This is a genomic window from Ramlibacter tataouinensis TTB310 (assembly GCF_000215705.1).
Taxonomy (GTDB): domain Bacteria; phylum Pseudomonadota; class Gammaproteobacteria; order Burkholderiales; family Burkholderiaceae_C; genus Ramlibacter; species Ramlibacter tataouinensis.
The window spans coordinates 2,582,582-2,605,773 of record NC_015677.1 but is presented as its reverse complement, the minus strand read 5'-3'; the positions used below and the strand labels follow the sequence as shown (position 1 = coordinate 2,605,773).

The window sequence follows — 23,192 nt, the reverse complement described above, 5'->3', positions numbered from 1 at the left end:
CGGCGGCACGAACAGCACGGCCAGGGATCAGCCTGCGCCCCGGGCCGCCAGCCAGGCCAGCAGCGGCGCCCGGGCCGGGCCCAGGCCCTTGTAGGCCAGCACGGCCTCGCTCATGCTGGCGATGCTGTCGTGCATGCGGCGCGCCTTGTCCGCGGTGTCGACGGCTTGCGCGAGCGGCGCGACCATCACGCGGATGGTGAACACCGCCTGGCGCGTGCCGCGGCCGACCGGGAAGAAGGTCTGGCGTTCGGCCCGCAGGAAGCAGCCGGCCGCAAACGCGTCGAGGTCGGCGCCTTCGGGCGGCCAGGGCGTGCGGGCATGGCGGCGCGGGTGCTGGTCATAGCGGGCCGAAGGGCTCACGGTCCAGACGAAGCGCTCCCAGGCGCCGCCGTCCGTCACCAGCTGGGCCAGGTGGCGCGAGGCGGCCTTGAGCGTGGCCGCGTCGGCCACGGGCGCGTGCACCGCGGCCAGCGGCAGGCCCAGCTTGTCCTCGGGCGCCCAGTGCGAGGGCACGCAGACGCACAGCCAGGGCAGCTGGCCGCTGTCGCCGTCGAGCACGGCGAAGTCTTCCTCGAACTGCAGCTCCAGCGGGACATCATCCGGCGGCGCGATGCCCTGCAGCCGGGCGCGCGCGCGGATGCTCTCCAGGGCCGGCGCGGGATCGAAGCCGGGCACGCGATTGCGTGACGCGCCCGCCGCCACGACCTGCGACTTCTCGGCATGCAGCCGGCTGCGCGGCGCCAGCGGCGTGAGCTGCGGCGTGCCCTCGGGCAGCCGGGCCAGCCCGGGCTGCATGCGGAACGGCACGGCGATGTGGCTGAAGTCGAAATCCATCTGCGGCCCGGAAAAAGAAAAGGCCCCTTGCGGAGCCTCGCGGTACCCCGGCTCCGCCTGGGCAGCGGCCGGCGCCCGCGCTCAGACGCGGCGGCGGTACTCGCCGGTGCGGGTGTCGATCTCGACCTTGTCGCCCTGGGCCACGAAGATCGGCACGCCGATCTCGAAGCCGGTGGCGATCTTGGCGGGCTTGAGCACCTTGCCCGAGGTGTCGCCCTTGACGGCCGGCTCGGTCCAGGTGATCTCGCGCTCCACGCTGGTGGGCAGTTCCACCGAGATGGCCTTGCCTTCGTAGAACACCACCTCGGCGCTCATGCCGTCCTCCAGGTAGTTGAGCGCGTCGCCCATGTTCTCGGCTTCCACCTCGTACTGGTTGTACTCGCCGTCCATCCAGACGTACATCGGGTCGGCGAAGTACGAGTAGGTGCAGTCCTTCTTGTCCAGCACGATCTGGTCCATCTTGTCGTCGGCCTTGAAGACGATCTCCGTGCCCTGGTTGGACAGCAGGCTCTTGAGCTTCATGCGGACGGTGGCGGCGTTGCGGCCGCCGCGGGCGTACTCGGTCTTGAGCACGACCCAGGGCGCGCCTGCGTTCATGATCACGTTGCCGGCGCGGATTTCTTGGGCGATTTTCATGGGCGATGCATCGAGGTAAATAGGCCGCTGGACGCTCGCTGGAGGAACCGTTGCCGCGGCGGGGTGCGCGGAGAAGAACGCCTGGACGTCCCGCGCAAAGCCCGTAATTTTACTGTGATTCCAAAGCCGTCCGGCCGAGCTGCTCCACCAGCTCGGGCTGGGCCCGCAGCCGCTGGCGCGCGTCCTGCGCCACGGCGGCCCAGGTGGCGGGCTCGGCCGCGGGCAGGCCGGGCGCGATGCCGTTCCAGCCCTCGTGGAAGGCGCGCAGCGAGGCCGGCGCCCGCAGCCAGTCGAGAAAGGCGCGCAGCTTGGCGTGGTGCGCGTCGTCGTGCTGGGGGTAGATCTGCCAGACGAACGGCCGGCCGGCCCACAGGGCGCGCACCAGCGAGTCCTCGCCGCGCACGAAGTTGAGGTCGCAGGCCCACAGCAGGTGGTCGTAGTCGGTCTGGGTCAGCAGGGGCAGGTAGGAAATGGCCAGCCGTCCTTCCAGTCCTGCCGCAGGTCCGCTGGAGTCGGCCAGCGCGGCCTGCACGGCCGCCTGGGCCCGGCCAGCCGTGACCAGCAGCCGGGTGGGCGCGTCGCCGGCGGCCAGCTGCGCCAGCAGCCGGGGCAGGGCGGGCGGCTCGTAGCAGAACAGGCTGACCAGGCGCTCGCCGGCGTCAGGCAGCCCACGGGCGCGCAGCCAGGCGGTGCGGTCGAAGGCCGCCTGCCGCGCGTCGAAGTCACGTTCACGGATCAGCCCGCCGGTGCGCGGCGTGAAGCCGGGATAGAAAAAGCGCTTGACCAGGCCTTTCGCGGGCCCGGCCATGACCGGGGAGGGCAGGCCGTGGCAGCGCTCGACCCAGGGCTCGGCCGAGAGGTACTCCAGGTTGATCCAGGCCGGCTGGCGGCCGCGCTCGCGCGTGCGCCGGGCGATGGCGGCGGCAAAGGCCTCGCCCGGCTCGCAGCCGAAGGCCTCGACGACCACGTCGCCGGGAACCACCTCGGCCGTGCTGCCGGCGGTCCAGGCCCGCACCTCCACGCCGGCCTGGCCCTGCGGCGCCATCCAGGCCAGGGCCGCGGGGGCGTCCACCCACAGCCGTGCCCGTTCGCCGCGGCGCGCCAGCTCGGCCGCCAGGCGCCAGCACACGCCGATGTCGCCGTGGTTGTCGATGACCTTGCAGAAGATGTCCCAGAGCATGCGCTCGGGATAATAGGGCGCATGTCCGAGGTGCATTCCGACCAACTGCTGGCCGAGGTGGCGGCGCTGCCGCAGCTGCCCGGCGTCTACCGCTACTTCGACCAGGCCGGCGGCGTGCTGTACGTGGGCAAGGCGCGCAACCTGAAGAAGCGGGTGTCCAGCTACTTCCAGAAGAACCACGGCGGCACGCGCATCGGCCACATGGTGGGCAAGATCGCGCGCATGGAGACCACGGTGGTGCGCTCCGAGGCCGAGGCGCTGCTGCTGGAGAACAACCTGATCAAGGCGCTGAACCCCCGGTTCAACATCCTGTTCAGGGACGACAAGAGCTATCCCTACCTGAAGATCCACGGGGCGGCCGACAAGGTGGGCAGCGAGGAACAGACCGCGGCGCAGTTTCCGCGGGTGGCCTACTACCGCGGCGCGGTGGACCGCAAGCACCGCTACTTCGGCCCCTATCCCAGCGCCTGGGCGGTGAAGGAGTCCATCCAGCTGCTGCAGAAGGTGTTCCGCCTGCGCACCTGCGAGGACACGGTGTTCGCCAACCGCACCCGGCCCTGCCTGCTCTACCAGATCAAGCGCTGCTCAGGCCCCTGCGTCAGCCTGGTGTCGGTGGAGGACTACCAGCGCGACGTGAGGAACGCCGAGGCCTTCCTGCTGGGCGACGCGCAGCAGGTGCTGCAGCGGCTGGAGGCGCGCATGATGGAACACGCGGAAAAGCTGGAGTTCGAGCAGGCGGCCGAGCTGCGCAACCAGGTGGCCGCGCTGTCGCGCGTGCTGCACCAGCAATCGGTGGACACCGGCACCGACAAGGACGTGGACATCCTGGCCGCCCGGGTGCAGGGCGGCAAGGCCTGCGTCAACCTGGCGATGGTGCGTGGCGGCCGGCACCTGGGCGACCGCGCCTACTTTCCCACGCACCTGGAGGACGCGGCGGCGGTGCGGGATTTCGACCGCGGCGAGGACGCGGGGCAGGACGGCGCGTCCTCGCAGCCGGTGGAGGTGCAGGTGCTGGAGGCCTTCATCGCGCAGCACTACATCGGCGTGCCGGTGCCGCCCTTCCTGATCACCAGCCACCCGGTCGGCCGCGAGCTGATCGGGGCGCTGTCCGAGCAGAGCGGCGTGCGCATCAACGCGGTGCACAACCCGCGCGAGCAGCGGCGCGTCTGGCTGGAGATGGCCGACAAGAACGCCGGCCTCCAGCTGGCGCGGCTGCTGGCGGAGGAGGGCTCGCAGCAGGCGCGCACTCGCGCGCTGGTGGAGGCGCTGCAGCTGGAGCCTGACAACATCGACAACTTCCGCGTGGAGTGCTTCGACATCTCGCACACCGCCGGCGAGGCGACCCAGGCCTCGTGCGTGGTGTTCCACCACCACAAGATGCAGAACAGCGAGTACCGCCGCTACAACATCGAGGGCATCACGCCCGGCGACGACTATGCGGCCATGCGCCAGGTGCTGGCGCGCCGCTACAGCCGCCTCGCCGAGGCCGGGCGCGACGCGCCCGATGCTTCTCCGCCTCCCGGGGTGGAGGACGCGCCGGCGGCCGACGCGGAGGTCGAGGCCGGCGCCGCATCCGCAGGCGCCCGGCGGGCCAGCCGCGGCGGCGCCGCCCGCCTGCCCGACCTGGTGCTGGTGGACGGCGGCAAGGGCCAGGTGAGCATGGCGCGCGAGGTGTTCGCCGAACTGGGGCTGGATTTGTCGGTGATCGTCGGCGTGGAGAAGGGCGAGGGCCGCCGCGTCGGCCTGGAGGAACTGGTGTTCGCCGACGGCCGCGAGAAGGTCTGGCTGGGCAAGGACTCGGCGGCGCTGATGCTGGTGGCGCAGATCCGCGACGAGGCGCACCGCTTCGCCATCACCGGCATGCGCGCGCGCCGGGCCAAGGTGCGGGTGGGCGGCAGCAAGCTGGAGGAGATCCCCGGCGTGGGCGCCAAGAAGCGGGCGCGCCTGCTGCAGCGCTTCGGCGGCATCCGCGGCGTGGCCTCGGCCGGCGTGGAGGACATCGCCACGGTGGAGGGCATCTCGCGCGAGCTGGCGGAGGAGATCTACCGCGCTTTGCACTGAGGAAGGAGCGGCCGCACGGCTCATGCCAGAATCGGCCCTTCATGTTCTTCACCATCCCCACGCTCCTGACCTGGACGCGCATCGTCGCCATCCCGCTCATCGTCGGCGTGTTCTACCTGGGGATGGAGCCGCGCACCCAGAACCTGATCGCCACCGTCATGTTCGTGGTGTTCGCGCTGACCGACTGGCTGGATGGCTTCCTGGCGCGGCGGCTGAACCAGACCTCCTCGTTCGGCGCCTTCCTCGACCCGGTGGCCGACAAGTTCCTGGTGTGCGCGTCGCTGCTGGTGCTGGTGCAGCTGGGCCGGGCCGACGTGTTCGTCGCCCTGATCATCATCGGCCGCGAGATCGCTATCTCGGCTCTGCGCGAATGGATGGCGCAGATCGGCGCGTCGCGCAGCGTGGCCGTGCACATGCTCGGCAAGGTCAAGACCACGGTGCAGATGGTGGCCATTCCCTTCCTGCTGTACGACGGCGTGCTGCTCGGTCGGCTCGACACCGGCGTGTGGGGCACCTGGTTGATCTGGATCGCCGCCATCCTCACCATCTGGTCCATGGTCTATTACCTGCAAAGGGCTTTGCCCGAGATCCGCAAGCGGGTCCCCTGAAACCATGAGCGCTTTGGTCAGGGCCATGCCGGCCGTCTTCGTGCTGATCTGGAGCACCGGCTTCATCGTCGCGCGCTATGGCATGCCGCATGCGCCGCCGATGAAGTTCCTGGCGATGCGCTACATCCTGTCGGTGGCGTGCTTCCTGGCCTGGGCAGTGGCCGCGCGTGCCGCCTGGCCGGCCGGCCGCGTGCAGTGGGGCCACCTGGCGGTCACGGGCGTGCTGATGCACGCCGGCTACCTGGGCGGGGTCTGGGCCGCGGTCAAGGCCGGCATGGGCGCCGGGCTGGCGGCGCTGCTGGTCGGCCTGCAGCCGGTCCTCACCGCCGTGTGGATCTCGGCCTGGGGCGGCGCGGTCACGCGGCGCCAATGGGCCGGCCTGCTGCTGGGCCTGTGCGGGCTGATGCTGGTGGTGTGGCAAAAGCTCGGGCTGGGCGAGGTGCATGCGCTCAACCTGCTGTTCGCGTTCATCGCGCTGATGAGCATCACGGCCGGCACGCTGTACCAGAAGCGCTTCATCGCCCCCTGCGACGTGCGCACCGCCAACCTGGTGCAGCTGGCCGCGGCCTTCGTGGTCACGCTGCCCCTGGCCCTGCTGGAGGCCGAGCCGATGCGCTGGCTGGGCGCAACCGGCGGCCTGAACGCCGAACTGGCCGGCTCCATGGCCTGGTCGGTGCTGGCGCTGACGCTGGGCGGCAGCTCGCTGCTGTACCTGCTGATCCAGCGCGGCGCGGCCACCGCCGTGACCAGTCTGCTGTACCTGGTGCCGCCGTGCACCGCCCTGATGGCCTGGGTGCTGTTCCGCGAGCCCATCACCCTGCTGACGGTGGCGGGCGTGGCCCTGACCGCTTTGGGTGTTGGCCTGGTCGTGCGCGCGCCGGTGCCGGGCCGCGCCTGAGGGTTGCACAATCAGCGTCCCATGTTCGAGGGATTCCAGCGATTCACCGTGGAGCGCGACGGCGTCCGGCTCCAATGCCGCCGTGCCGGCTGCGGGGAGCCGCTGCTGCTGCTGCACGGCCATCCGCAGACCCAGGCCATGTGGCACCGCGTCGCCCCGGCCCTGGCGCAGCGCTTCACCGTGCTGCTGATGGACCTGCGCGGCTACGGAGACTCGTCGCGGCCGGCGCCCGGCGAGGGCGGCGCGGCGTACGCCAAGCGCGAGATGGCACTGGACGCGATGGCCGTCATGCGCGCGCAGGGGTTCGAGCGCTTCCAGGTGCTGGCGCATGACCGCGGGGCGCGGGTGGCGCATCGGCTGGCGGCCGACCACTCCGATGCCGTGGAGCGCCTGATGCTGCTGGACATCGCGCCCACGCTGGCCATGTACGAGCACGCCGGCCGCGAGTTCGCGCAGGCCTACTGGCACTGGTTCTTCCTGATCCAGCCGCCGCCGCTGCCCGAGGCGCTGATCGAGAGCGACCCGGTGCGCTACGTGCGCAGCGTGATGGGCGCGCGGCACGGCGGACTGGCGAACTTCGACGCGGCGGCGCTGGCCGAGTACCAGCGCTGCGCCGCCATCCCGGGCACGGCCGCCGGCATCTGCGGCGACTACCGGGCCAGCGCCGGCATCGACCTGGCGCACGACCGGCAGGACGTCGCCACCGGGCACAGGCTGGCCCAGCCCCTGCGCGTGCTGTGGGGCGAGCACGGCGTGGTGCACCGCTGTTTCGACGTGCTGGCGCTGTGGCGCGAGCGCGCGGTGCAGCCCACCGGCCGGACGCTGCCGTGCGGGCACTACCTGGCGGAAGAGTCGCCGCACCAGGTCATCGACGAAGCATTTTCATTTTTCAGGAGCACATGATGGGAAAGCACCGCATCGCGGTCATCGCCGGCGACGGCATCGGCAAGGAGGTCATGCCCGAGGGCGTCCGCGTGCTGGAGGCCGCGGCCACGAAGTTCGGCATCCCCCTGCAGTTCGACCACTTTGACTTCTCCAGCTGGGACTACTACGAGAAGCACGGCAAGATGCTGCCCGACGACTGGAAGGACCGCATCGGCGGCCACGACGCCATCTATTTCGGCGCCGTCGGCTGGCCGGAGAAGATCCCGGACCACGTGTCGCTGTGGGGCTCGCTGCTGCTGTTCCGGCGCGAGTTCGACCAGTACGTCAACCTGCGTCCGGCGCGCCTGATGCCCGGCATCGTGGCGCCGGTGGTGCGCCGCGACGGCAGCCCGCGCCAGCCCGGCGAGATCGACATGTACATCGTGCGCGAGAACACGGAAGGCGAGTACTCCAGCATCGGCGGGCGCATGTACCCTGGCACCGAGCGCGAGATCGTGATGCAGGAGACCGTGATGTCCCGCATCGGCGTGGACCGGGTGCTGAAGTTCGCGTTCGAGCTGGCGCAATCGCGGCCCAAGAAGCACCTGACCAGCGCCACCAAGTCCAACGGCATCGCCATCACCATGCCGTACTGGGACGAGCGGGTGGCCGAGATGGCCAAGGTTTATCCCGGCGTGAAGCTGGACAAGTTCCACATCGACATCCTGACCGCGCACTTCGTGCAGCGGCCCGACTTCTTCGACGTGGTGGTGGCCAGCAACCTGTTCGGCGACATCCTGTCCGACCTGGGCCCGGCCTGCACCGGCACCATCGGCATCGCGCCCAGCGCCAACCTCAATCCGGATCGCAAGGCGCCCTCGCTGTTCGAGCCGGTGCACGGCTCGGCGCCCGACATCGCGGGCAAGGGTGTGGCCAACCCGATCGGGCAGATCTGGTGCGGCGCGATGATGCTGGAGTTCCTGGGCCACAAGGCGGCGCACGACGCGATCCTCGCGGCCATCGAGCGCGTGCTCGATCCCCAAAGCGGTGCGGCGCGCACGCCCGACATCGGCGGCAAGGCGGGCACGCGCGACCTCGGGCGCGACATCGCGGCGGCCCTCTGACGCGCCGGCGTGCGGGGCGCGCCCGCCTCTTGCCCGACCGCGCGCAAGCCTTGCTGCATGCGGGCGTCGGGCCTGTTGATTGCGTCTAGAATCCGCCTCCGCGCTGTTGTAATTGCTGCTTCCATTATTGACAGGGCCTGGGGCCGTGGCTCTAATTTGAGCGGCAGCTCAGGCTGCAACAGACGTCTTCCGCCGCCGCCGGGCGCACCGCCACCCGATCCGGCGAAGGCAAAAGAAACCGACGAAGAGACCACCTGTCAACTCTTTCTCTCAACGAGGGGCCCTTGTGAACAAAACCGAACTGATTGAGCACATCGCAAAACATGCCGACATCTCCAAGGCCGCTGCTACCCGCGCGCTGGAGTCGATGATCGGCGCCGTCAAGACGACGCTGAAAAAAGGTGGCTCGGTTTCCCTGGTCGGGTTCGGCACGTTCGCCGTCGGTAAGCGCGCCGCGCGCAGCGGCCGCAATCCCCGCACCGGCGCGCAGATTAAAATCAAGGCTGCCAAGGTGCCCAAGTTCCGTCCCGGCAAGGCGCTCAAGGACGCGCTGAACTGAAGAGGGAACTTCCGGTGGGGTGCTTAGCTCAGCTGGTAGAGCGGCGCCCTTACAAGGCGTAGGTCGGCGGTTCGATCCCGTCAGCACCCACCACCCACAGCGAAGGCGAACAGTTGTTCGCCTTTCGTGCTTCTGAGGCAGGTTTTTCTAGAGAGTCGAGCATGTTCGAGTTCGTTCGCAAGCACACCAAGATCATGATGGGACTGATGTTCCTGCTGATCATCCCCTCGTTCGTGCTGTTCGGCCTGGAGGGCTACACCAACATGCGTGACCGCGGCGAAGCCGTCGCCCGCGTGGATGGCCGCGACATCACCCGCGCCGAATGGGATGCGGCGCACAGGAACCAGGTCGACCAGCTGCGCCAGTCCATGCCCACGCTGGACCCCAAGCTGCTCGATTCGCCCGAGGCCCGCTACGGCACGCTGGAGCGCCTGGTGCGCGAGCGCGTGCTGGCCGCGGCGGCCGAGAAAGCGAGCCTGGGCACCAGCGACCAGCGCCTGGCGCGCGAGTTGCAGTCGCACCCGGTGATCGCCTCGCTGCGCGGGCCCGATGGCAAGCTCGACATGCAGCGTTACCGCGAGCTGGTCGGCCGCCAGGGCATGACCCCCGAGATGTTCGAGAACCAGATCCGCTCGCAGCTGTCGGTGCAGCAGGTGCTGGCCGGCGTGTCGGACAGCAGCTTCGTCACGCCCGCCCACGCCGGCGTGGCGCTTGGTGCTTTCCTGGAGCGCCGCGAGGTGCAGGTGGCGCGCTTCGACGCTGCCGCCTATGCGGGCAAGGTCACGCCCACCGACGCCGAACTGGAGGCCTTCTACAAGGCCAACCCGCAGCTGTTCCAGGCCCCCGAGCAGGCGAACATCGAGTACGTGGTGCTGGACCTGGAGTCCGTGCGCAAGGGCATCAAGCCCAACGAGGCCGACCTCAAGACCTACTACGAGCAGAACCAGGCGCGTCAGGCGGCGCAGGAGCAAAGGCGCGCCAGCCACATCCTGGTGGCCGCGCCCCAGAACGCCCCGCCGGCCGAGCGCGAGAAGGCCCGTGCGCGCGCCGAGGAGATCCTGGCCCAGGTGCGCAAGTCGCCGGGGAGCTTCGCCGAGCTGGCGCGCAAGAACTCGCAGGATCCGGGCTCGGCCGCCCGCGGCGGCGACCTGGACTTCTTCACCCGCGGCGCCATGACCAAGCCGTTCGAGGAGGCCGCTTTCGCGCTCAAGAAAGGCGAGACCAGCGGCATCGTGGAGACCGAGTTCGGCTACCACATCATCCGCCTGACCGACCTGAAGGCGCCGCAGCAGCGCAGCTTCGAGCAGATGCGGCCCGAGCTGGAGGCCGAGGCGGCCAGGCAGCAGGCCCAGCGCAAGTTCGCCGAGACGGCCGACGCGTTCAGCAACGCGGTGTACGAGCAGTCCGAGGGCCTGAAGAACGTGGCCGAGCGCTTCGGCCTGGAGCTGCGCACCGCCAACGCGACGCGCACCCCGGCGCCGGGGGCCACCGGCGCGCTGGCCAACACCCGGTTCCTGGGTGCCCTGTTCGCGCCCGAGAGCGTGGAGAAGAAGCGCAACACCGAGGCGGTGGAGATCGGCCCCAACCAGCTGGCCGCGGGCCGCGTCACGCAGTACATGCCGGCGCGCACGCAGCCGTTCGAGGAGGTGAAGGCCCAGGTGCGCCAGCGCGTGGTGGCGCAGCGCGCCGCCGAGCTGGCCAGGAAGGAGGGCATGGACAGGCTGGCCGCCTGGAAGGCCAACCCGCCCTCCGCCAGCCTGCCGCCCGCGCAGGTGGTCTCGCGCGAGGATGCCGGCAAGCTGCCGCAGCCGGTGGTCGAGGCCGCGCTGCGGGCCGACCCGGCGGCGCTGCCGTCCTTCATGGGTGTGGACCTGGGCGCCCAGGGCTATGCGGTGGTCAAGGTCAACAAGTCGCTGCCGCGCCAGGCCCCGCCGCCCGAGGTGGCGCAGCAGGAGCGCCAGCAGGTGGCGCAGCTGTGGGCCAACGCCGAGACCCAGGCCTACTACCAGCAGCTCAAAAAACGCTTCAAGGCGCAGATCCAGGTGCCGCAGCCGGCGCCACGGGCCGAGGAAGCGCCGCGCAACGAGTAAGGCGGGCACAAGACAAAAAGCCGGCGGTGGGAACCGCCGGCTTTTTTCATGGGTGTCTGGGGTGGCTGATGGGACTCGAACCCACGACGACAGGAATCACAATCCTGGACTCTACCAACTGAGCTACAGCCACCGTCGAGGCAGCGATTATAGCGGGCCGGCTGCCGCAGGGCGGACTTCGCCCCCGCCTGTCAGTTGACCAGCACCAGCTTGCCCTTGACGCCGCGCGAACCCATGTGGGCATAGGCGGCCTTGAGCTCGGCCATGGGCATCGTGCGGTCGATCACCGGCTTGACCTTGCCCTGTGCGTACCACTGGGCCAGCTCCTGCATCATCGCGCCGTTGGCCTGGGGCTCGCGCTTGGCGAAGTCGCCCCAGAACACACCCACCAGCGACGCACCCTTGAGCAGGGGCAGGTTCAGCGGCAGCGAGGGGATGGGGCCGGACGCGAAGCCCACCACCAAATAGCGGCCGCGCCAGGCGATGGAGCGGAACGCCGGCTCGGAGAAATCGCCGCCCACCGGGTCGTAAATCACGTCCGGGCCCTTGCCGCCGGTGGCGGCCTTGACCGCCTCGCGGAAGGCGTTGGGCAGGCCATGCGTCGTGTAGTTGATGGTCTGGTCGGCGCCGATGGACTTGCACAGCGCGCACTTGTCGTCGGTGGAGGCCGCGGCGATGACCCGCGCGCCCGCCGCCTTGGCGATCTGGATCGCGGCGGTGCCCACGCCGCCGGCGGCGCCCAGCACCAGCACCGTCTCGCCGGGCTTGAGCTGCGCGCGGTCGATCAGCGCATGGTGCGAGGTGGCGTAGATCATGATGAAGGCGGCCGCGTCCACCGGCGGGAAGCCGGGCGGCAGCGGCATGCACAGGGCCGCGGGCGCCAGCGTGTGCGTGGCGAAGCCGCCGGTGCCGGACAGGCAGGCCACGCTCTGGCCGACCTTCAGGTGGCGCACGCCGTCGCCCACCGCGCGCACCACGCCCGCGTACTCCGAGCCGGGCACGAAGGGCAGGGGCGGCTTGATCTGGTACTTGTTCTGGACGATCAGCAGGTCGGGGAAGTTCAGGCTGGCGGCCTGGATCTCCACCAGCACCTGCCCGGCCTGGGGCTGGGGCGTGGGCAGTTCCTTCCACTGCAGGGCGTCGACGCCGGTGGGGTTCTCGCAAAGCCAGGCCTGCATCACGGTCTCCGATGGGAAAAGTTGGCGTCATCATAGGTAGCCGTCCCACACAGCGATGTCCCTGCGGCGACCGGGCACCTACAATCTTTTGCAACCCTTTCCCCGCATGAAAATCCTCATCTGCAACGACGACGGCTACCAGGCGCCCGGCATCGTCGCGCTGCACCAGGCCTTGAAGGACCTGCCCGGCGTGGACGTCGAGGTGGTCGCGCCCGAGCACAACAACAGCGCCAAGTCCAACGCGCTGACGCTGCACCAGCCGCTGTACGTGCACGAGGGCGCCAACGGCTTCCGCTACATCAACGGCACGCCGGCCGACTGCGTCCACATCGCGCTCACCGGCCTGCTGGGCTACCGCCCCGACCTGGTGGTCAGCGGCATCAACAACGGCGCCAACATGGGCGACGACACCATCTACTCGGGCACCGTGGGCGCGGCGATGGAGGGCTACCTGTTCGGCATCCCCGCCATCGCCTTCTCGCAGGTCGAGAAGGGCTGGGCCCACCTGGACGCCGCCGCGCGCAAGGCGCGCGAGCTGGTGCAGCAGGTGATCGACCGCCGCCTCGGCGCCGACCAGCCCTTCCTGCTGAACGTGAACATCCCCAACCGGCCGCACGAGGCCCTCGGGCCGTTCGAGGTCTGCCGCCTCGGGCGGCGCCACGCGGCGGAGAAGGTGATCTCGCAGGCCAGCCCGCGCGGTGACACCATGTACTGGATAGGCGGCGCCGGCGCGGCCAAGGACGGCGCGCCGGGCACGGATTTCCACGCCACCACCGAGGGCCGGGTGTCCATCACCCCGCTCAAGGTGGACCTCACCGACCATGGCGCGCTGCGCGCCTGGGCCGACACCGTCGCGCGATTGGCGGGCTGATGTCGCGCCGTCCGACCTTTCCCGCCCGGCTCGACATCGCGCCGCCGGGCCCGCCGCCGAAAAAGGCGCCGGCCGCCCCTGCGGCCCTGAGGGGCATCCCCCAGGGCCTGGGCCTGGACTCTGGCGCCGTGCGCGCCCGCATGGTGCAGCGCATCGCGGCGCAGGGCGTGGCCGACGCCCAGGTGCTGGCGGCGCTGGGCGCGGTGGAGCGGCATCGCTTCGTCGACAGCGCGCTGGTGAACCAGGCTTACGAGGACACCAGCTTGCCCATCGGCCTGGGCCAGACCATTTCCAAGCCCAGCGTGGTGGCGCGCATGGTCGAGCTGCTGCTGGGCGGCGCCCGGGATGCGCAGGGACGGCTGGGCCGGGTGCTGGAGATCGGCACCGGCTGCGGCTACCAGGCCGCCGTGCTCAGCCGTGTGGCCACCGAGGTCTACAGCATCGAGCGCCTGCGCGGCCTGCACGAGAAGGCGCAGGGCAACCTGCGGCCGCTGCGGCTGGCCAACGTGCACCTGCTGTTCGGCGACGGCATGGCGGGTTTCGCCAAGGGCGCACCGTATGCGGGCATCATCGCGGCTGCGGGGGGCGAGGCGGTGCCCGCGGCCTGGATCGAGCAGCTCGCACCGGGCGGGCGCATCGTCGCGCCCAGCCAGATGCCCGGGGGCACGCAGGCCCTGGTCGTGCTCGAAAAAACGGCTGGGGGATTGCAGCGCAGCGTGCTTGAGGCGGTTCACTTCGTCCCCCTAAAATCAGGCATCGCATGAAGGAATCGCAAACAATGCCCACGATGCAGTGGCAGGGATGGAAGAACGCGCTGGTCGTGCTGCTGGTGGGCGTGCTGGCGGGCTGCGCCGGCCCGCGCGCGCCCGCGCCGGTGGAGGACCGCAGCGCCGGCATCCGTGCATGGCCGGGCGCCGTCGTCGCGACCGACCCGACCAAGATACCGCCTGGCGCCGAGAACGCCGGCAAGCCGGGCTACTACACGGTGCGTCCCGGCGACACGCTGATCCGCATCTCGCTGGACAGCGGCCAGAACTGGCGCGACGTGGTGCGCTGGAACAGTCTGGACAACCCCAACGTCATCGAGGTGGGACAGGTGCTTCGCATCTCGCCGCCCCCCGGGACGATGCCGGTGCCGGTGGCGGCGGTCTCCCCCGCATCGGCGCCCGAAGTCGCGGTGACCAAGCCGGTGACGCCGTCCTCCGTGGCGTCCACGCCGGTGCCACCGGTTTCAGCCGCCAGCGCCCCGCTGCCGCCCGCGGCCGCCGCTTCCGCCGCCAGCGCGCCGCGGCCGGCCGTGGCCAGCGTGGCGCCGCCGGCCTCCAGCTTGCCGCCGGTGCCTGCGGCCGACGACGACATCCCCTGGGGCTGGCCCACCGACGCCGGCGCCACGGTGCTGGCCGGCTTCGACGAGGTGAAGAACAAGGGCCTGGACATCGCCGGCAAGGCCGGCGACCCCGTCGTGGCCGCGGCCGACGGGCGCGTGGTCTACGCCGGCGCCGGCCTGCGCGGCTACGGCAACCTGATCATCCTCAAGCACAACAACACCTACCTCACGGCCTATGCGCACAACCAGGCGCTGCTGGTCAAGGAGGACCAAACGGTGCGCAAGGGCCAGAAGATCGCCGAGATGGGCTCCACCGATGCCGACCGGGTCAAGCTGCATTTCGAGATCCGGCGCCAGGGCCGGCCGGTCGATCCGGCCCGCTACCTGCCCGCGAGGTAAGGGCGATGAAGCGGCGTGACGGGCAGGCATCCTCTGCGACACCGGACGCGACCGCAGACCCGGGAGCGGAGATGCCGGTCGAGCCGCAGGAGCTGGCGCCGCGCGAGCTGGCCGCCGACCTGGCGGGCGAATCCACCGACACGCTCACGCTCTACCTGCGCGACATCCGGCGCACCCCGCTATTCACCGCGCAGGAGGAGTTCGAGGCTGCCACCCGGGCGCGCGCCGGCGACTTCGCCGCGCGGCAGGCCATGATCGAGCACAACCTGCGGCTGGTGGTCAGCATCGCCAAGGGCTACCTGGGGCGCGGCGTGCCGCTGGCCGACCTGATCGAGGAGGGCAACCTCGGCCTGATGCACGCCATCGACAAGTTCGAGCCCGAGCGCGGTTTCCGCTTCTCCACCTATGCCACCTGGTGGATCCGCCAGTCGGTCGAGCGGGCGGTGATGAACCAGGGCCGCGTGATCCGCCTGCCGGTGCACGTGGTGCGCGAGCTGCAGCAGGTGCTGCGCGCCCGCCGCACGCTGGAGAACGACCCGGCCTTCGCCGAACGCCAGGGCCGCCGTGACGGCAACGTGCGGGTCGAGGACGTGGCGGCGCTGCTGGGCCGCGAGGTGCAGGAGGTGGCGGACCTGCTGGCCATGGCCGAAACCCCGCGCTCGCTGGACGCGGCGGCCGACCGCTCGGACGACGAGCGCACGCTGGGTGACTCGCTGGCCGACGGCGAAGCCGCCGACCCCACCGGCATCACCCACAGCCACGAGGTCGAGCGCCTGCTGGCCAACTGGATCGATGCGCTGTCGCACCGCGAGCAGGAGGTGCTGGCCGGCCGCTTCGGCCTGCACGACCGCGAGCCCGAGACCCTGGAGGTGCTCAGCGACCGCCTGGGCCTGACGCGCGAGCGCGTGCGCCAGATCCAGAACGAGGCCCTGCTCAAGCTCAAGCGCCACATGGCACGCAACGGCATCGACAAGGAAGCGCTGCTCTGACGGCTGTTAAAGTCGTTTCATGAGCTGGCCAGTCCTCGTCTTCGACATCGAATCCATCCCCGACGTCGCGGGCCTGAGGGCGCTGCGCGGCGCCCCCGCCGACGCCACCGACGCCCAGGTCTACGAGGCCTGGGTGCAGGAGCGCAAGGAAAAGGGCCAGGGCGACTTCATGCCGCACCACCTGCAGCGCGTGGTGGCCATCAGCTGCGTGTTCCGCAACGCCGAGGGGCTGAAGGTGCATTCCTTCGTGGACCGCGACGGCGCCAGCGAAGGCAAGGTGATCCAGTCGTTCTTCAACACCCTGGAGAAGCACGTGCCGCAGCTGGTGAGCTGGAACGGCGGCGGCTTCGACCTGCCGGTGCTGCACTATCGCGGGCTGCGCCATGGCGTCACGGCCTGCAAGTACTGGGACCTGGGCGAGGACGACCGCGAGTTCAAGTGGAACAACTACATCGGCCGCTACCACCTGCGCCACCTGGACCTGATGGACCTGCTGGCCATGTACCAGCCGCGCGCCAACGCCCCGCTGGATGCCATGGCCAAGCTGTGCGGCTTCCCCGGCAAGCTGGGCATGGACGGCTCGCAGGTCTACCCGGCCTGGCTGGGCGGGCAGCTGGAGGACATCCGCCGCTACTGCGAAACCGACGTGATGAACACCTACCTGCTGTACTGCCGCTTCCAGAAGATGCGCGCCGGCTTCTCCGAAGCCGAGTACGAGCAGGAGATCGCCTTCGTCAAGGCCACTCTCGGCAACCTCGCGCCGGCCGAGCCGCACTGGCAGGAGTACCTGGGGGCCTGGGTCTGAAGCCCGGCCTCAGAGGCCTTCGCCCCGCGGTGGCTGCAGCAGCTCGTCGTAGCCCCGGCCCTTGAACTCCAGCAGGTCGATGCCATGGCCGAAAGGGTCGGCCAGGCTGGCCATGCGGCCCCACCGGCGGTCGCCGATCGGCCGCTCCAGCACGGCGCCCAGGGACACCAGCTTGCGCGTCGCTTCGGCTATATCCGTGACCACGAAGTCCAGGTGCACCGGCGTCCAGTGGCGGGCGTAGTCGCGCCGCTGCGGCTTGTCCTGGCCCAGCGGGGCGCTGCCGGCCGGGTTGGACAGCAGGTCGATCGCGCTGCCGGCGCCCAGCAGCTCGGCCCAGTCGCTGTCGAGCCGCCGGCCCAGCCGCAGCCCCAGGCCCTGGGTGTAGAACGCGATGCCGCGCTCCAGGTCGTCGACGTCGATGCAGATGCGGATGTCCATGGCTGCCTCCGGGCCGGCAGTATGCGCCTGAGACAATCGGGCCCATGTCAGCAGAGAACGACGAAGTGACGGCCCGTCCCGCGGGGCTGCAGGAAGCCTGGCTGGAGGTGGACGCCCTGGACATCGAGGCCCAGGGCGTGGCCCGGCGGCCGGACGGCAAGGTGGTTTTCATCGACGGCGCGCTGCCCGGCGAGTGGGTCAGCGCCAACGTGCACCGCAGGAAGAACAACTGGGAAGCCGCCACGCTGACGGCCGTGCACAAGGCCTCGTCGCAGCGCGTGACCGGCCGCTGCCCGCACTTCGGCCTGCACGAGGGCGCCTGCGGCGGCTGCAAGATGCAGCACCTGCATGTGGGCGCCCAGGTGGCCATCAAGCAGCGCGTGCTGGAGGACAACCTCTGGCACCTGGGCAAGGTCAGGGCCGGGACCGTGCTGCGGCCCATCGAGGGCCCGGCCTGGGGCTACCGCTGGCGGGCGCGCTTCTCGGTGCGCCACGTGCGCAAGAAGGGCACGGTGCTGGTGGGCTTCCACGAACGCAAGAGCCGCTACGTGGCCGATATCCGCGAGTGCCACGTGGTGCCCCAGGAGGTCAGCGACCTGCTGCTGCCGCTGCGCGGGCTGATCGGCGGCATGGACGCCATCGAGACCTGCCCGCAGGTCGAGCTGGCCTGCGGCGTCGACGCGGCGGATCCGTCGGCGCCGGTGATCGCCCTGGTGCTGCGGCACCTGGAGCCGCTGAGCGCGGGCGACTTGGCCCGGCTGCGCTCGTTCGGGGCGGCCCATCCGGGGGTGCAGTGGTGGCTGCAGCCCAAGGGGCCGGACACGGTCCACCTGCTGGACGAGGGCGGGCCGGAACTGGCCTACACCCTGCCCGAGTTCGGCATCGTCATGCCGTTCAAGCCGACCGATTTCACCCAGGTCAATCCCTTCATCAACCAGGTGCTGGTGTCGCGCGCGCTGCGCCTGCTGCAGGCCCGGCGCGACGAGCGCGTGATCGACTGGTTCTGCGGGCTGGGCAACTTCACCCTGCCGCTGGCCACGCAGGCCGGCGAGGTGCTGGGCATCGAGGGCAGCGAGGCCCTGGTGGCGCGCTCGCGCACCAACTACGAGCGCAACCGGGCCGGCGCCGGCTTGGCCGCCACCCGCTTCGCGACGCGCAACCTGTTCGAGATGACGCCCCGGCAGCTGGTGGCCGACGGCGTGGCCCAGCGCTGGCTGGTGGACCCGCCGCGCGAGGGCGCCTTTGCCCTGGCCAAGGCGCTGGCCGACCTGCACCAGCAGCCCGGCGAGGTGCCGGGCTGGACGCCGCCGCGGCGCATCGTCTACGTCAGCTGCAACCCCGCCACCCTGGCGCGCGACGCCGGCCTGCTGGTGCACCAGGCCGGCTACCGCTGCTCGGCAGCGGGCGTGGTCAACATGTTCCCGCACACGGCCCACGTGGAGAGCATCGCGGTGTTCGACAAGGAAAACGCGACGTGAAAGCCCCGCCCAAGTACAAGGGGCCCCGCAGGGCCCCTTGTTGAAAGTAGCGAAGCGCGCTATTCGTTCGAGGAGGTCAGGCCCAGCAGCGCCAGCAGGCCCTGGAACACGTTGAAGATGTCCAGGTACAGCGCCAGGGTGGCCGAGATGTAGTTGGTCTCGCCGCCATCCACGATGCGCTTGAGGTCGTACAGCATGTAGGCGCTGAAGATGCCGATCACCAGCACGCTGATCACCAGCATGAAGGTGGTGGAGCCGACGAACACGTTGACGATGGCGCCGATCATCACCGCCAGCGCGCCGACGAACAGGAACTTGCCCATGCCCGACAGGTCGCGCTTGATGATGGTGGACAGGCTGGCCATGACGAAGAACACGCCCGCCGTGCCGGCGAACGCCGTCATCACCAGGCTGGCGCCGTTGCTTAGGCCCAACACCGTGCCGATCAGGCGCGACAGCATCAGGCCCATGAAGAAGGTGAAGGCCAGCAGCACCGGTACGCCGGCGGCCGAGTTCTTGGTCTTCTCGATCGCGAACAGGAAGCCGAAGGCACCGGCCAGGAACACGATCAGGCCGATGCCGCCCGTCAGCCCGCGGGTGATGCCCGTGGCCACGCCCAGCCAGGCGCCCAGCACGGTGGGGATCAAGCTCAGCGCGAGCAGCCAGTAGGTGTTGCGCAGCACCTTGTTGCGCTGCACCGCGGGCAGGGCGTGGCCAAAGCCGGACGCTCTCCCGAATTGATCGCCAGGTTGCACTCGGTCGTTCATTGCCAACTCCTCTTGACGGTTGATGGGCGTTAGATGGGCGGATTCTAGGTTGGTTCAAGTACGGCTGACCAGCGCTATGCTCCGACCCCATGAAAACCAAGCATTCCCTGGAACTGGCCGACGCCAAGGCCATCGCCGCCGCGGCCGAGGCCGAGGCGATCAAGAACAAGTGGGCCGTGAGCATCGCCATCGTCGACGACGGCGGCCACCTGCTGTGGCTGCAGCGGCTGGACGGCGCCGCGCCGATCTCGGCCCACATCGCCCCGGCCAAGGCCAACACGGCCGCCCTGGGCCGCCGCGAGAGCAAGGTGTACGAGGACGTGATCAACGGCGGCCGCTATTCGTTCCTGAGCGCGCCCGACCTGAAGGGCATGCTGGAAGGCGGCGTGCCCATCCTCAAGGACGGGCAGTGCCTGGGCGCGGTGGGCGTCAGCGGCGTGAAGTCCACCGAGGACGCGCAGATCGCCCGCGCCGGCATCGCGGCCATCGGGCTGTAAGGCGCGCCGGCTACTTGGTGAGGATCAGCTTGCCCAGGCGGGTGGCCTGCAGGCGGTAGAGCTCACCGTTGTGGCTGATCTCGATGGCGCGGTGGCCGCGCAGCAGCTCGCCGCTTTCCAGCAGGGGCGGGCGCTGCGGCGCCTCGTCGTCGCGGGAGTGGGGGGGCCGGATCGCTCCGGCGGTATGGCTGGTCCGTTGTTCCATGCTCAATTCGCCTTGGGTTCCGTGATGAAGCCGATCTTGCGCAGCCCGGCTTGCTGGGCCGCCGCCATGGCCTGGGCCACGCGCTCGTAGCGCACCGCCTTGTCGCCGCGGATGTGCAGCTCCGGCTGCGGGTTGCGGGCGGCCTCGGCGGACAGCAGGCGCGGCAGGTCCTGCTCGGGGATGCGGTTCTCGTTCCAGAAGTAGCTGCCGTCGGCGTCGACCGACAGCCGGACCGTCTCCGGCTTGGCGTCCTGCGGCTGGTTGGTCGCGCGCGGCAGGTCGATGTTGACCGAGTGCTTCATCACCGGGACGGTGATGATGAAGATGATCAGCAGCACCAGCATGACGTCCACCAGCGGCGTCATGTTGATCTCGTTCATCACCTCGTCGGTGTCGTCCTGGGTGCCGAACGCCATGGTCAGCCTTTCTTCATGGGCACGACCTTGCCGGGCCCGCCCGCCGCGGAAACCCGTGCGCCGGTGACGAAGTAGGCGTGCAGGTCGTGGGCAAAGCGGTTGAGCTTCATGATCACGCCCTTGTTGCCGCGCACCAGGGCGTTGTAGCCCAGCACCGCCGGGATGGCCACCGCCAGGCCCAGCGCCGTCATGATCAGCGCCTCGCCGATCGGCCCGGCCACCTTGTCGATGGTCGCCTGCCCGGCGGTGCCGATGGACAGCAGCGCGTGGTAGATGCCCCAGACGGTGCCGAACAGGCCGATGAACGGCGCGGTCGATCCCACCGAGGCCAGCACCGCCAAGCCCGACTGCAGCCGCGCGGTGGACTCGTCGATCGAGTTGCGCAAGCTGCGCGTGAGCCAGTCGCTCATGTCCAGCGAGTCGTGCAGCTGCGGCTGGGCGTGATGGTGGGCGGTGGCCTCGCGGCCCTCGGTGGCCAGGGCGCGGAACGGATTGCCCGGCTCGTTGCCCAGCTTGTTCAGGCCGTCGGCGAAGTCGGCGCTGTGCCAGAAGCTCTCGGTGCGCCGCGCCTGGGCGGCGAAGCGCCGCAGGTCCAGCGCCTTGATGATGATGACGATCCAGGACGCCAGCGACATCCCCAGCAGCAGCACCGCCACGCCCTTGGTGACCAGGTCGCCCTGGCTCCACAGGTGCATGAGGCCGAATTGCGATTCCATGTTCTTTTCTACTCCAGCACAAAGTTGATCGGGACCTCGAACCACATGGCCTCGGGCACGCCGCCGCGCTTGCCGGGCACGTAGCGCCACTTCAGCACCGTGCTCAGCGCGGTCTGGTCCAGCCGGTCGAAGCCGCTGGACTGGCGCAGCTCGGCCTTCTGGGCCGTGCCATCGGTGCCGATCAGCACGCGCACCACCACCTTGCCCTGTTCGCCCAGGCGCTTGCTGGCGGGCGGGTAGGGGGGCTTGGGGTTCTGCAGGTAATCGGCGCTGCTCGAGGGCAGCTCCACCGTCGCCGGGGCCGGTGCGGGCGCGGGGGGCGCGGGCGCCGGTTCGGGCGCCGCGACCGGGGCGGCTACCGGCGGGGCCGGCGGCTGAGGTACGGCGACAGCGGTGGGCGCGGCCGGGGCCGGCAGCGGATCGGGGACAGCCACGGGGCGCGGCGCCGGCGGCGGGCGCTGGATCTTGCGCTCCACCGGGCGCGGCGCCGGCGGGGCGGGGGCCGGGCTCGGCGGGGTGGGGGTCGGGGGCTCCACCCGGGGCTGCGGCACCTCGATCAGCCGGGCCAGGATCTCCACCGGCACCACCACCTCGGCCGCGCGGCGCACCAGCCCGCTTTGCAGCCCCCACAGCGCCGCGACGTGGAACAGCACCACGCCGCCGGCGATGGCGAGGTTGCGATGCGGGCGGGCGGCCATGGGCCGCATTGTGAACACGCCGGGCGGCGCAAACGCCGCGGCACCGGGAGCGGCCGTGGCGAACAGGGGCTTCATCCGCGCAGGACCCACCAGGCGCCGGCCAGCACCAGGATCAGGCTGCCGCCGAGGCCGGGAAGGAGGCTGTCCATGTCGCACGCTCCAGGGAAGGATCGGCGAGCTGCAGGGCGGCCACCGGATGGGCGGCGCTGCACTGGGCGGCGACGTCGCGTGCGCAGCCTTCGCAGCGGCCGCACTGGGTGGCCACGCCCAGCTCGAACTGGATCTCGTCGAAGCTCATGCCGGCCCGGGCGTGGCGGGCGATCTCGCGGTCGGAAACGCGGCGGCAGACACAGATGATCATGGTTCGAGCGGCTGGCGGGTTGCAGGAAAGTGAGTGAGGTCAGTATAAATGCGAATCGCTCGCATTCGCAAGAATTTTTGGACCAGCGCGGCCAGTCACCACGCCAGCCAATGGTTGTCCAGCCTGAGCGCGGCCAGGGGGTGGGTGGTGGCGGGTGTCCCGGGGCTGGCGCCGGACAGCTGCAGCGCCTGGCCACGGCCGCCCACCCACAGCCGAGCGTCCGCCGCCTTGATGGGTGGCGCGAGCGGGCAGGCCTCGGCCAGCGGCAGCCAGCCCGACCAGCGCCCGTCGGCGCCGAAGCGGGCGATGCCGCCGGCGCGCGGACAGCTGACCGCGAAACCGCCCGCGAATGCGGCGATGTCGCCGCCATAGCCGGCCAGCGGCAGCGGTGCGTCGACGCTGCGCAGCATGGCGCCATCGAACAGCGCCAGCACCGGGGCGGCCTGGCGCGCCGCCGCGTCATCGTGCTCGGCCTGCAGGGCGATGCCCAGCACGCGCCGGGCACCCTGGCCGGCCCAGGCCAGGTGGCGCAGGCTCAGGCGCGCATCGGGCAGGCGCCACTGGCCCTGCAGCTCACCGCGGCGCGCCTCCAGCCGCACCAGGGACGAATCCATGCGCTCGGGCGCCAGCTTGGCGCGGCCCGACTCGGGCAGGGTGCTGATGCCGCCGTTGGCCACCAGCAGGCCGCCGTCGCCGTCCCACAGCAGCTGGTGCGGGTCGCGCCCGTGCGCCGGCCACTCGTCCTGCTTGTCCAGCGTGGCGGCATCGCGCACCCCGACCAGGCCTTCGCCCGTATCCAGCCGCGTCTCGGTGGTGTAGAGCCGCCGGCCGTCGGGCGAGAGCAGCGCATGGCCATTGAAGGCCCGGTCCGGCTCCGCCCACACCCACCGGCTCGACCCATCGCGGGCGGACCAGCGCAGCAGCCAGTCGCCGGGACGGCGGGCCACCGCCAGCAGGTCGCCGCCGGGCAGCCGCGAGAGGCCATGGGCCCGGGTCGGCACCTCGGCCTGCGCCAGCGGTCGCAGCCGGCCTTGCGATTCGCCCAGCAGGCCGATGCGCCAGTCGCCGGCAGGGGTTTCCCAGGCGGCCGCCAGGCGAGCGGGGCGGGGCGGGCGCGGCGAAGCCTGGGCGGCGTTGGCGGCCAGCAGGCCGGCCTGGGCCAGCCAGAGGCGTCGCGTCAGTGGCATCGGGCG

General features: G+C 70.7%; 26 protein-coding genes and 2 tRNA genes. 15 read left to right on the top strand and 13 right to left on the bottom strand.

All coding sequences use genetic code 11. The features are described 5' to 3' along the window. Window positions 1-27: 27 nt before the first annotated feature. From RTA_RS19825 to earP, 3 genes are all read right to left on the bottom strand, one after another. A complete protein-coding gene (locus tag RTA_RS19825; protein ID WP_013901784.1) occupies window positions 28-834 on the bottom strand; it encodes a heme-dependent oxidative N-demethylase subunit alpha family protein in 807 nt (268 codons plus the stop codon). Between the two features lie 81 nt (window positions 835-915). Further along, complete coding sequence (efp, locus tag RTA_RS12565; protein WP_041675501.1) at window positions 916-1,470, bottom strand: elongation factor P; 555 nt, start codon at window positions 1,468-1,470, stop codon at window positions 916-918. Window positions 1,471-1,579: 109 nt separating this feature from the next. After that, entirely contained in the window at window positions 1,580-2,686 is a 1,107-nt protein-coding gene (gene earP / locus RTA_RS12560; RefSeq protein WP_226986072.1) for an elongation factor P maturation arginine rhamnosyltransferase EarP, read from the bottom strand. Here earP and uvrC point away from each other — a divergent pair. From uvrC to RTA_RS12520, 8 genes are all read left to right on the top strand, one after another. Further along, window positions 2,672-4,711, top strand: a complete 2,040-nt coding sequence (gene uvrC / locus RTA_RS12555) for an excinuclease ABC subunit UvrC (protein ID WP_013901781.1) — start codon at window positions 2,672-2,674, stop codon at window positions 4,709-4,711. The genes earP and uvrC overlap by 15 nt on opposite strands. A 41-nt stretch (window positions 4,712-4,752) precedes the next feature. Further along, the gene (gene pgsA, locus RTA_RS12550) at window positions 4,753-5,319 is read left to right on the top strand and encodes a CDP-diacylglycerol--glycerol-3-phosphate 3-phosphatidyltransferase (RefSeq protein ID WP_013901780.1); all 567 of its coding nucleotides are present in this window, start codon (window positions 4,753-4,755) and stop codon (window positions 5,317-5,319) included. Window positions 5,320-5,323: 4 nt separating this feature from the next. After that, window positions 5,324-6,217, top strand: a complete 894-nt coding sequence (locus RTA_RS12545) for a DMT family transporter (protein ID WP_013901779.1) — start codon at window positions 5,324-5,326, stop codon at window positions 6,215-6,217. Between the two features lie 21 nt (window positions 6,218-6,238). After that, the gene (locus RTA_RS12540) at window positions 6,239-7,120 is read left to right on the top strand and encodes an alpha/beta fold hydrolase (RefSeq protein WP_041675498.1); all 882 of its coding nucleotides are present in this window, start codon (window positions 6,239-6,241) and stop codon (window positions 7,118-7,120) included. Further along, entirely contained in the window at window positions 7,120-8,205 is a 1,086-nt protein-coding gene (locus RTA_RS12535) for a tartrate dehydrogenase (RefSeq protein WP_013901777.1), read from the top strand. The genes RTA_RS12540 and RTA_RS12535 overlap by 1 nt, the downstream gene beginning before the upstream one ends. Window positions 8,206-8,422: 217 nt before the next feature. Continuing rightward, on the top strand, window positions 8,423-8,764 hold the full coding sequence (locus RTA_RS12530) for an HU family DNA-binding protein (RefSeq protein WP_226986165.1): 342 nt from the start codon (window positions 8,423-8,425) through the stop codon (window positions 8,762-8,764). Between the two features lie 17 nt (window positions 8,765-8,781). Beyond that, window positions 8,782-8,857: transfer RNA gene (locus RTA_RS12525), tRNA-Val, on the top strand. 68 nt (window positions 8,858-8,925) lie between these two features. Then, the gene (locus RTA_RS12520) at window positions 8,926-10,854 is read left to right on the top strand and encodes a SurA N-terminal domain-containing protein (protein WP_041675495.1); all 1,929 of its coding nucleotides are present in this window, start codon (window positions 8,926-8,928) and stop codon (window positions 10,852-10,854) included. Between the two features lie 57 nt (window positions 10,855-10,911). Here RTA_RS12520 and RTA_RS12515 read toward each other — a convergent pair. Together RTA_RS12515 and RTA_RS12510 are read right to left on the bottom strand one after the other, a co-directional pair. Next, a tRNA-His gene (locus RTA_RS12515) sits at window positions 10,912-10,987 on the bottom strand. 58 nt (window positions 10,988-11,045) lie between these two features. Beyond that, window positions 11,046-12,032, bottom strand: coding sequence for an NADPH:quinone oxidoreductase family protein (locus tag RTA_RS12510; protein ID WP_013901774.1), 987 nt, complete (start codon window positions 12,030-12,032; stop codon window positions 11,046-11,048). 106 nt (window positions 12,033-12,138) lie between these two features. Here RTA_RS12510 and surE point away from each other — a divergent pair, with 106 nt between their 5' ends. The 5 genes from surE to RTA_RS12485 all read left to right on the top strand — a co-directional run bounded on the left by surE (window position 12,139) and on the right by RTA_RS12485 (window position 16,423). Then, window positions 12,139-12,903: a 5'/3'-nucleotidase SurE gene (gene surE / locus RTA_RS12505; RefSeq protein ID WP_041675494.1), complete on the top strand. Its 765-nt coding sequence runs from the start codon at window positions 12,139-12,141 to the stop codon at window positions 12,901-12,903. Continuing rightward, entirely contained in the window at window positions 12,903-13,667 is a 765-nt protein-coding gene (locus tag RTA_RS12500) for a protein-L-isoaspartate(D-aspartate) O-methyltransferase (protein ID WP_041675492.1), read from the top strand. Before surE ends, RTA_RS12500 begins: the two co-directional genes overlap by 1 nt. Window positions 13,668-13,681: 14 nt before the next feature. Then, window positions 13,682-14,629, top strand: coding sequence for a peptidoglycan DD-metalloendopeptidase family protein (locus RTA_RS12495; protein WP_013901771.1), 948 nt, complete (start codon window positions 13,682-13,684; stop codon window positions 14,627-14,629). A 71-nt stretch (window positions 14,630-14,700) separates the two neighbouring features. Beyond that, a complete protein-coding gene (rpoS, locus tag RTA_RS12490; protein WP_013901770.1) occupies window positions 14,701-15,618 on the top strand; it encodes an RNA polymerase sigma factor RpoS in 918 nt (305 codons plus the stop codon). Between the two features lie 19 nt (window positions 15,619-15,637). Beyond that, complete coding sequence (locus RTA_RS12485; protein ID WP_013901769.1) at window positions 15,638-16,423, top strand: 3'-5' exonuclease; 786 nt, start codon at window positions 15,638-15,640, stop codon at window positions 16,421-16,423. Window positions 16,424-16,432: 9 nt separating this feature from the next. On the opposite strand, the gene RTA_RS12480 is transcribed toward RTA_RS12485, so the two are convergent. Next, window positions 16,433-16,861 carry a VOC family protein gene (locus RTA_RS12480; protein WP_013901768.1) on the bottom strand — a complete coding sequence of 143 codons (429 nt, stop codon included), beginning with the start codon at window positions 16,859-16,861 and terminating at the stop codon, window positions 16,433-16,435. Window positions 16,862-16,905: 44 nt separating this feature from the next. On the opposite strand from RTA_RS12480, the gene rlmD reads away from it, so the two are divergent. Then, window positions 16,906-18,339, top strand: a complete 1,434-nt coding sequence (rlmD, locus tag RTA_RS12475) for a 23S rRNA (uracil(1939)-C(5))-methyltransferase RlmD (RefSeq protein WP_013901767.1) — start codon at window positions 16,906-16,908, stop codon at window positions 18,337-18,339. A gap of 59 nt (window positions 18,340-18,398) precedes the next feature. On the opposite strand, the gene RTA_RS12470 is transcribed toward rlmD, so the two are convergent. Continuing rightward, entirely contained in the window at window positions 18,399-19,106 is a 708-nt protein-coding gene (locus tag RTA_RS12470) for a Bax inhibitor-1/YccA family protein (RefSeq protein WP_013901766.1), read from the bottom strand. Between the two features lie 89 nt (window positions 19,107-19,195). On the opposite strand from RTA_RS12470, the gene RTA_RS12465 reads away from it, so the two are divergent. Then, on the top strand, window positions 19,196-19,603 hold the full coding sequence (locus RTA_RS12465) for a GlcG/HbpS family heme-binding protein (protein WP_013901765.1): 408 nt from the start codon (window positions 19,196-19,198) through the stop codon (window positions 19,601-19,603). Between the two features lie 10 nt (window positions 19,604-19,613). Here the strand turns inward: RTA_RS12465 and hemP are convergent, their stop codons facing one another. From hemP to RTA_RS12435, 6 genes are all read right to left on the bottom strand, one after another. Then, on the bottom strand, window positions 19,614-19,808 hold the full coding sequence (gene hemP, locus RTA_RS12460; RefSeq protein ID WP_013901764.1) for a hemin uptake protein HemP: 195 nt from the start codon (window positions 19,806-19,808) through the stop codon (window positions 19,614-19,616). 2 nt (window positions 19,809-19,810) lie between these two features. Further along, the gene (locus RTA_RS12455) at window positions 19,811-20,224 is read right to left on the bottom strand and encodes an ExbD/TolR family protein (protein ID WP_013901763.1); all 414 of its coding nucleotides are present in this window, start codon (window positions 20,222-20,224) and stop codon (window positions 19,811-19,813) included. 2 nt (window positions 20,225-20,226) lie between these two features. Further along, window positions 20,227-20,940, bottom strand: a complete 714-nt coding sequence (locus tag RTA_RS12450; protein WP_013901762.1) for a MotA/TolQ/ExbB proton channel family protein — start codon at window positions 20,938-20,940, stop codon at window positions 20,227-20,229. Between the two features lie 8 nt (window positions 20,941-20,948). After that, a complete protein-coding gene (locus RTA_RS12445) occupies window positions 20,949-21,647 on the bottom strand; it encodes an energy transducer TonB (RefSeq protein ID WP_041676385.1) in 699 nt (232 codons plus the stop codon). A gap of 103 nt (window positions 21,648-21,750) precedes the next feature. Further along, complete coding sequence (locus RTA_RS12440) at window positions 21,751-21,999, bottom strand: (2Fe-2S)-binding protein (RefSeq protein WP_041675487.1); 249 nt, start codon at window positions 21,997-21,999, stop codon at window positions 21,751-21,753. Window positions 22,000-22,094: 95 nt separating this feature from the next. After that, window positions 22,095-23,186, bottom strand: coding sequence for a DUF1513 domain-containing protein (locus tag RTA_RS12435; RefSeq protein ID WP_013901760.1), 1,092 nt, complete (start codon window positions 23,184-23,186; stop codon window positions 22,095-22,097). Between the last annotated feature and the right edge of the window lie 6 nt (window positions 23,187-23,192).

Bases quoted from the DNA above. Each gene is read 5' to 3' on its own strand.
- RTA_RS19825 (WP_013901784.1), bottom strand. From the start codon at position 834: ATGGATTTCGACTTCAGCCACATCGCCGTGCCGTTCCGCATGCAGCCC.
- efp (WP_041675501.1), bottom strand. From the start codon at position 1,470: ATGAAAATCGCCCAAGAAATCCGCGCCGGCAACGTGATCATGAACGCA.
- uvrC (WP_013901781.1), top strand. From the start codon at position 2,672: ATGTCCGAGGTGCATTCCGACCAACTGCTGGCCGAGGTGGCGGCGCTG.
- earP (WP_226986072.1), bottom strand. From the start codon at position 2,686: ATGCACCTCGGACATGCGCCCTATTATCCCGAGCGCATGCTCTGGGAC.
- pgsA (WP_013901780.1), top strand. From the start codon at position 4,753: ATGTTCTTCACCATCCCCACGCTCCTGACCTGGACGCGCATCGTCGCC.
- RTA_RS12545 (WP_013901779.1), top strand. From the start codon at position 5,324: ATGAGCGCTTTGGTCAGGGCCATGCCGGCCGTCTTCGTGCTGATCTGG.
- RTA_RS12540 (WP_041675498.1), top strand. From the start codon at position 6,239: ATGTTCGAGGGATTCCAGCGATTCACCGTGGAGCGCGACGGCGTCCGG.
- RTA_RS12535 (WP_013901777.1), top strand. From the start codon at position 7,120: ATGGGAAAGCACCGCATCGCGGTCATCGCCGGCGACGGCATCGGCAAG.
- RTA_RS12520 (WP_041675495.1), top strand. From the start codon at position 8,926: ATGTTCGAGTTCGTTCGCAAGCACACCAAGATCATGATGGGACTGATG.
- RTA_RS12510 (WP_013901774.1), bottom strand. From the start codon at position 12,032: ATGCAGGCCTGGCTTTGCGAGAACCCCACCGGCGTCGACGCCCTGCAG.
- surE (WP_041675494.1), top strand. From the start codon at position 12,139: ATGAAAATCCTCATCTGCAACGACGACGGCTACCAGGCGCCCGGCATC.
- RTA_RS12500 (WP_041675492.1), top strand. From the start codon at position 12,903: ATGTCGCGCCGTCCGACCTTTCCCGCCCGGCTCGACATCGCGCCGCCG.
- RTA_RS12495 (WP_013901771.1), top strand. From the start codon at position 13,682: ATGCCCACGATGCAGTGGCAGGGATGGAAGAACGCGCTGGTCGTGCTG.
- rpoS (WP_013901770.1), top strand. From the start codon at position 14,701: ATGCCGGTCGAGCCGCAGGAGCTGGCGCCGCGCGAGCTGGCCGCCGAC.
- RTA_RS12485 (WP_013901769.1), top strand. From the start codon at position 15,638: ATGAGCTGGCCAGTCCTCGTCTTCGACATCGAATCCATCCCCGACGTC.
- RTA_RS12480 (WP_013901768.1), bottom strand. From the start codon at position 16,861: ATGGACATCCGCATCTGCATCGACGTCGACGACCTGGAGCGCGGCATC.
- rlmD (WP_013901767.1), top strand. From the start codon at position 16,906: ATGTCAGCAGAGAACGACGAAGTGACGGCCCGTCCCGCGGGGCTGCAG.
- RTA_RS12470 (WP_013901766.1), bottom strand. From the start codon at position 19,106: ATGAACGACCGAGTGCAACCTGGCGATCAATTCGGGAGAGCGTCCGGC.
- RTA_RS12465 (WP_013901765.1), top strand. From the start codon at position 19,196: ATGAAAACCAAGCATTCCCTGGAACTGGCCGACGCCAAGGCCATCGCC.
- hemP (WP_013901764.1), bottom strand. From the start codon at position 19,808: ATGGAACAACGGACCAGCCATACCGCCGGAGCGATCCGGCCCCCCCAC.
- RTA_RS12455 (WP_013901763.1), bottom strand. From the start codon at position 20,224: ATGGCGTTCGGCACCCAGGACGACACCGACGAGGTGATGAACGAGATC.
- RTA_RS12450 (WP_013901762.1), bottom strand. From the start codon at position 20,940: ATGGAATCGCAATTCGGCCTCATGCACCTGTGGAGCCAGGGCGACCTG.
- RTA_RS12445 (WP_041676385.1), bottom strand. From the start codon at position 21,647: ATGCGGCCCATGGCCGCCCGCCCGCATCGCAACCTCGCCATCGCCGGC.
- RTA_RS12440 (WP_041675487.1), bottom strand. From the start codon at position 21,999: ATGATCATCTGTGTCTGCCGCCGCGTTTCCGACCGCGAGATCGCCCGC.
- RTA_RS12435 (WP_013901760.1), bottom strand. From the start codon at position 23,186: ATGCCACTGACGCGACGCCTCTGGCTGGCCCAGGCCGGCCTGCTGGCC.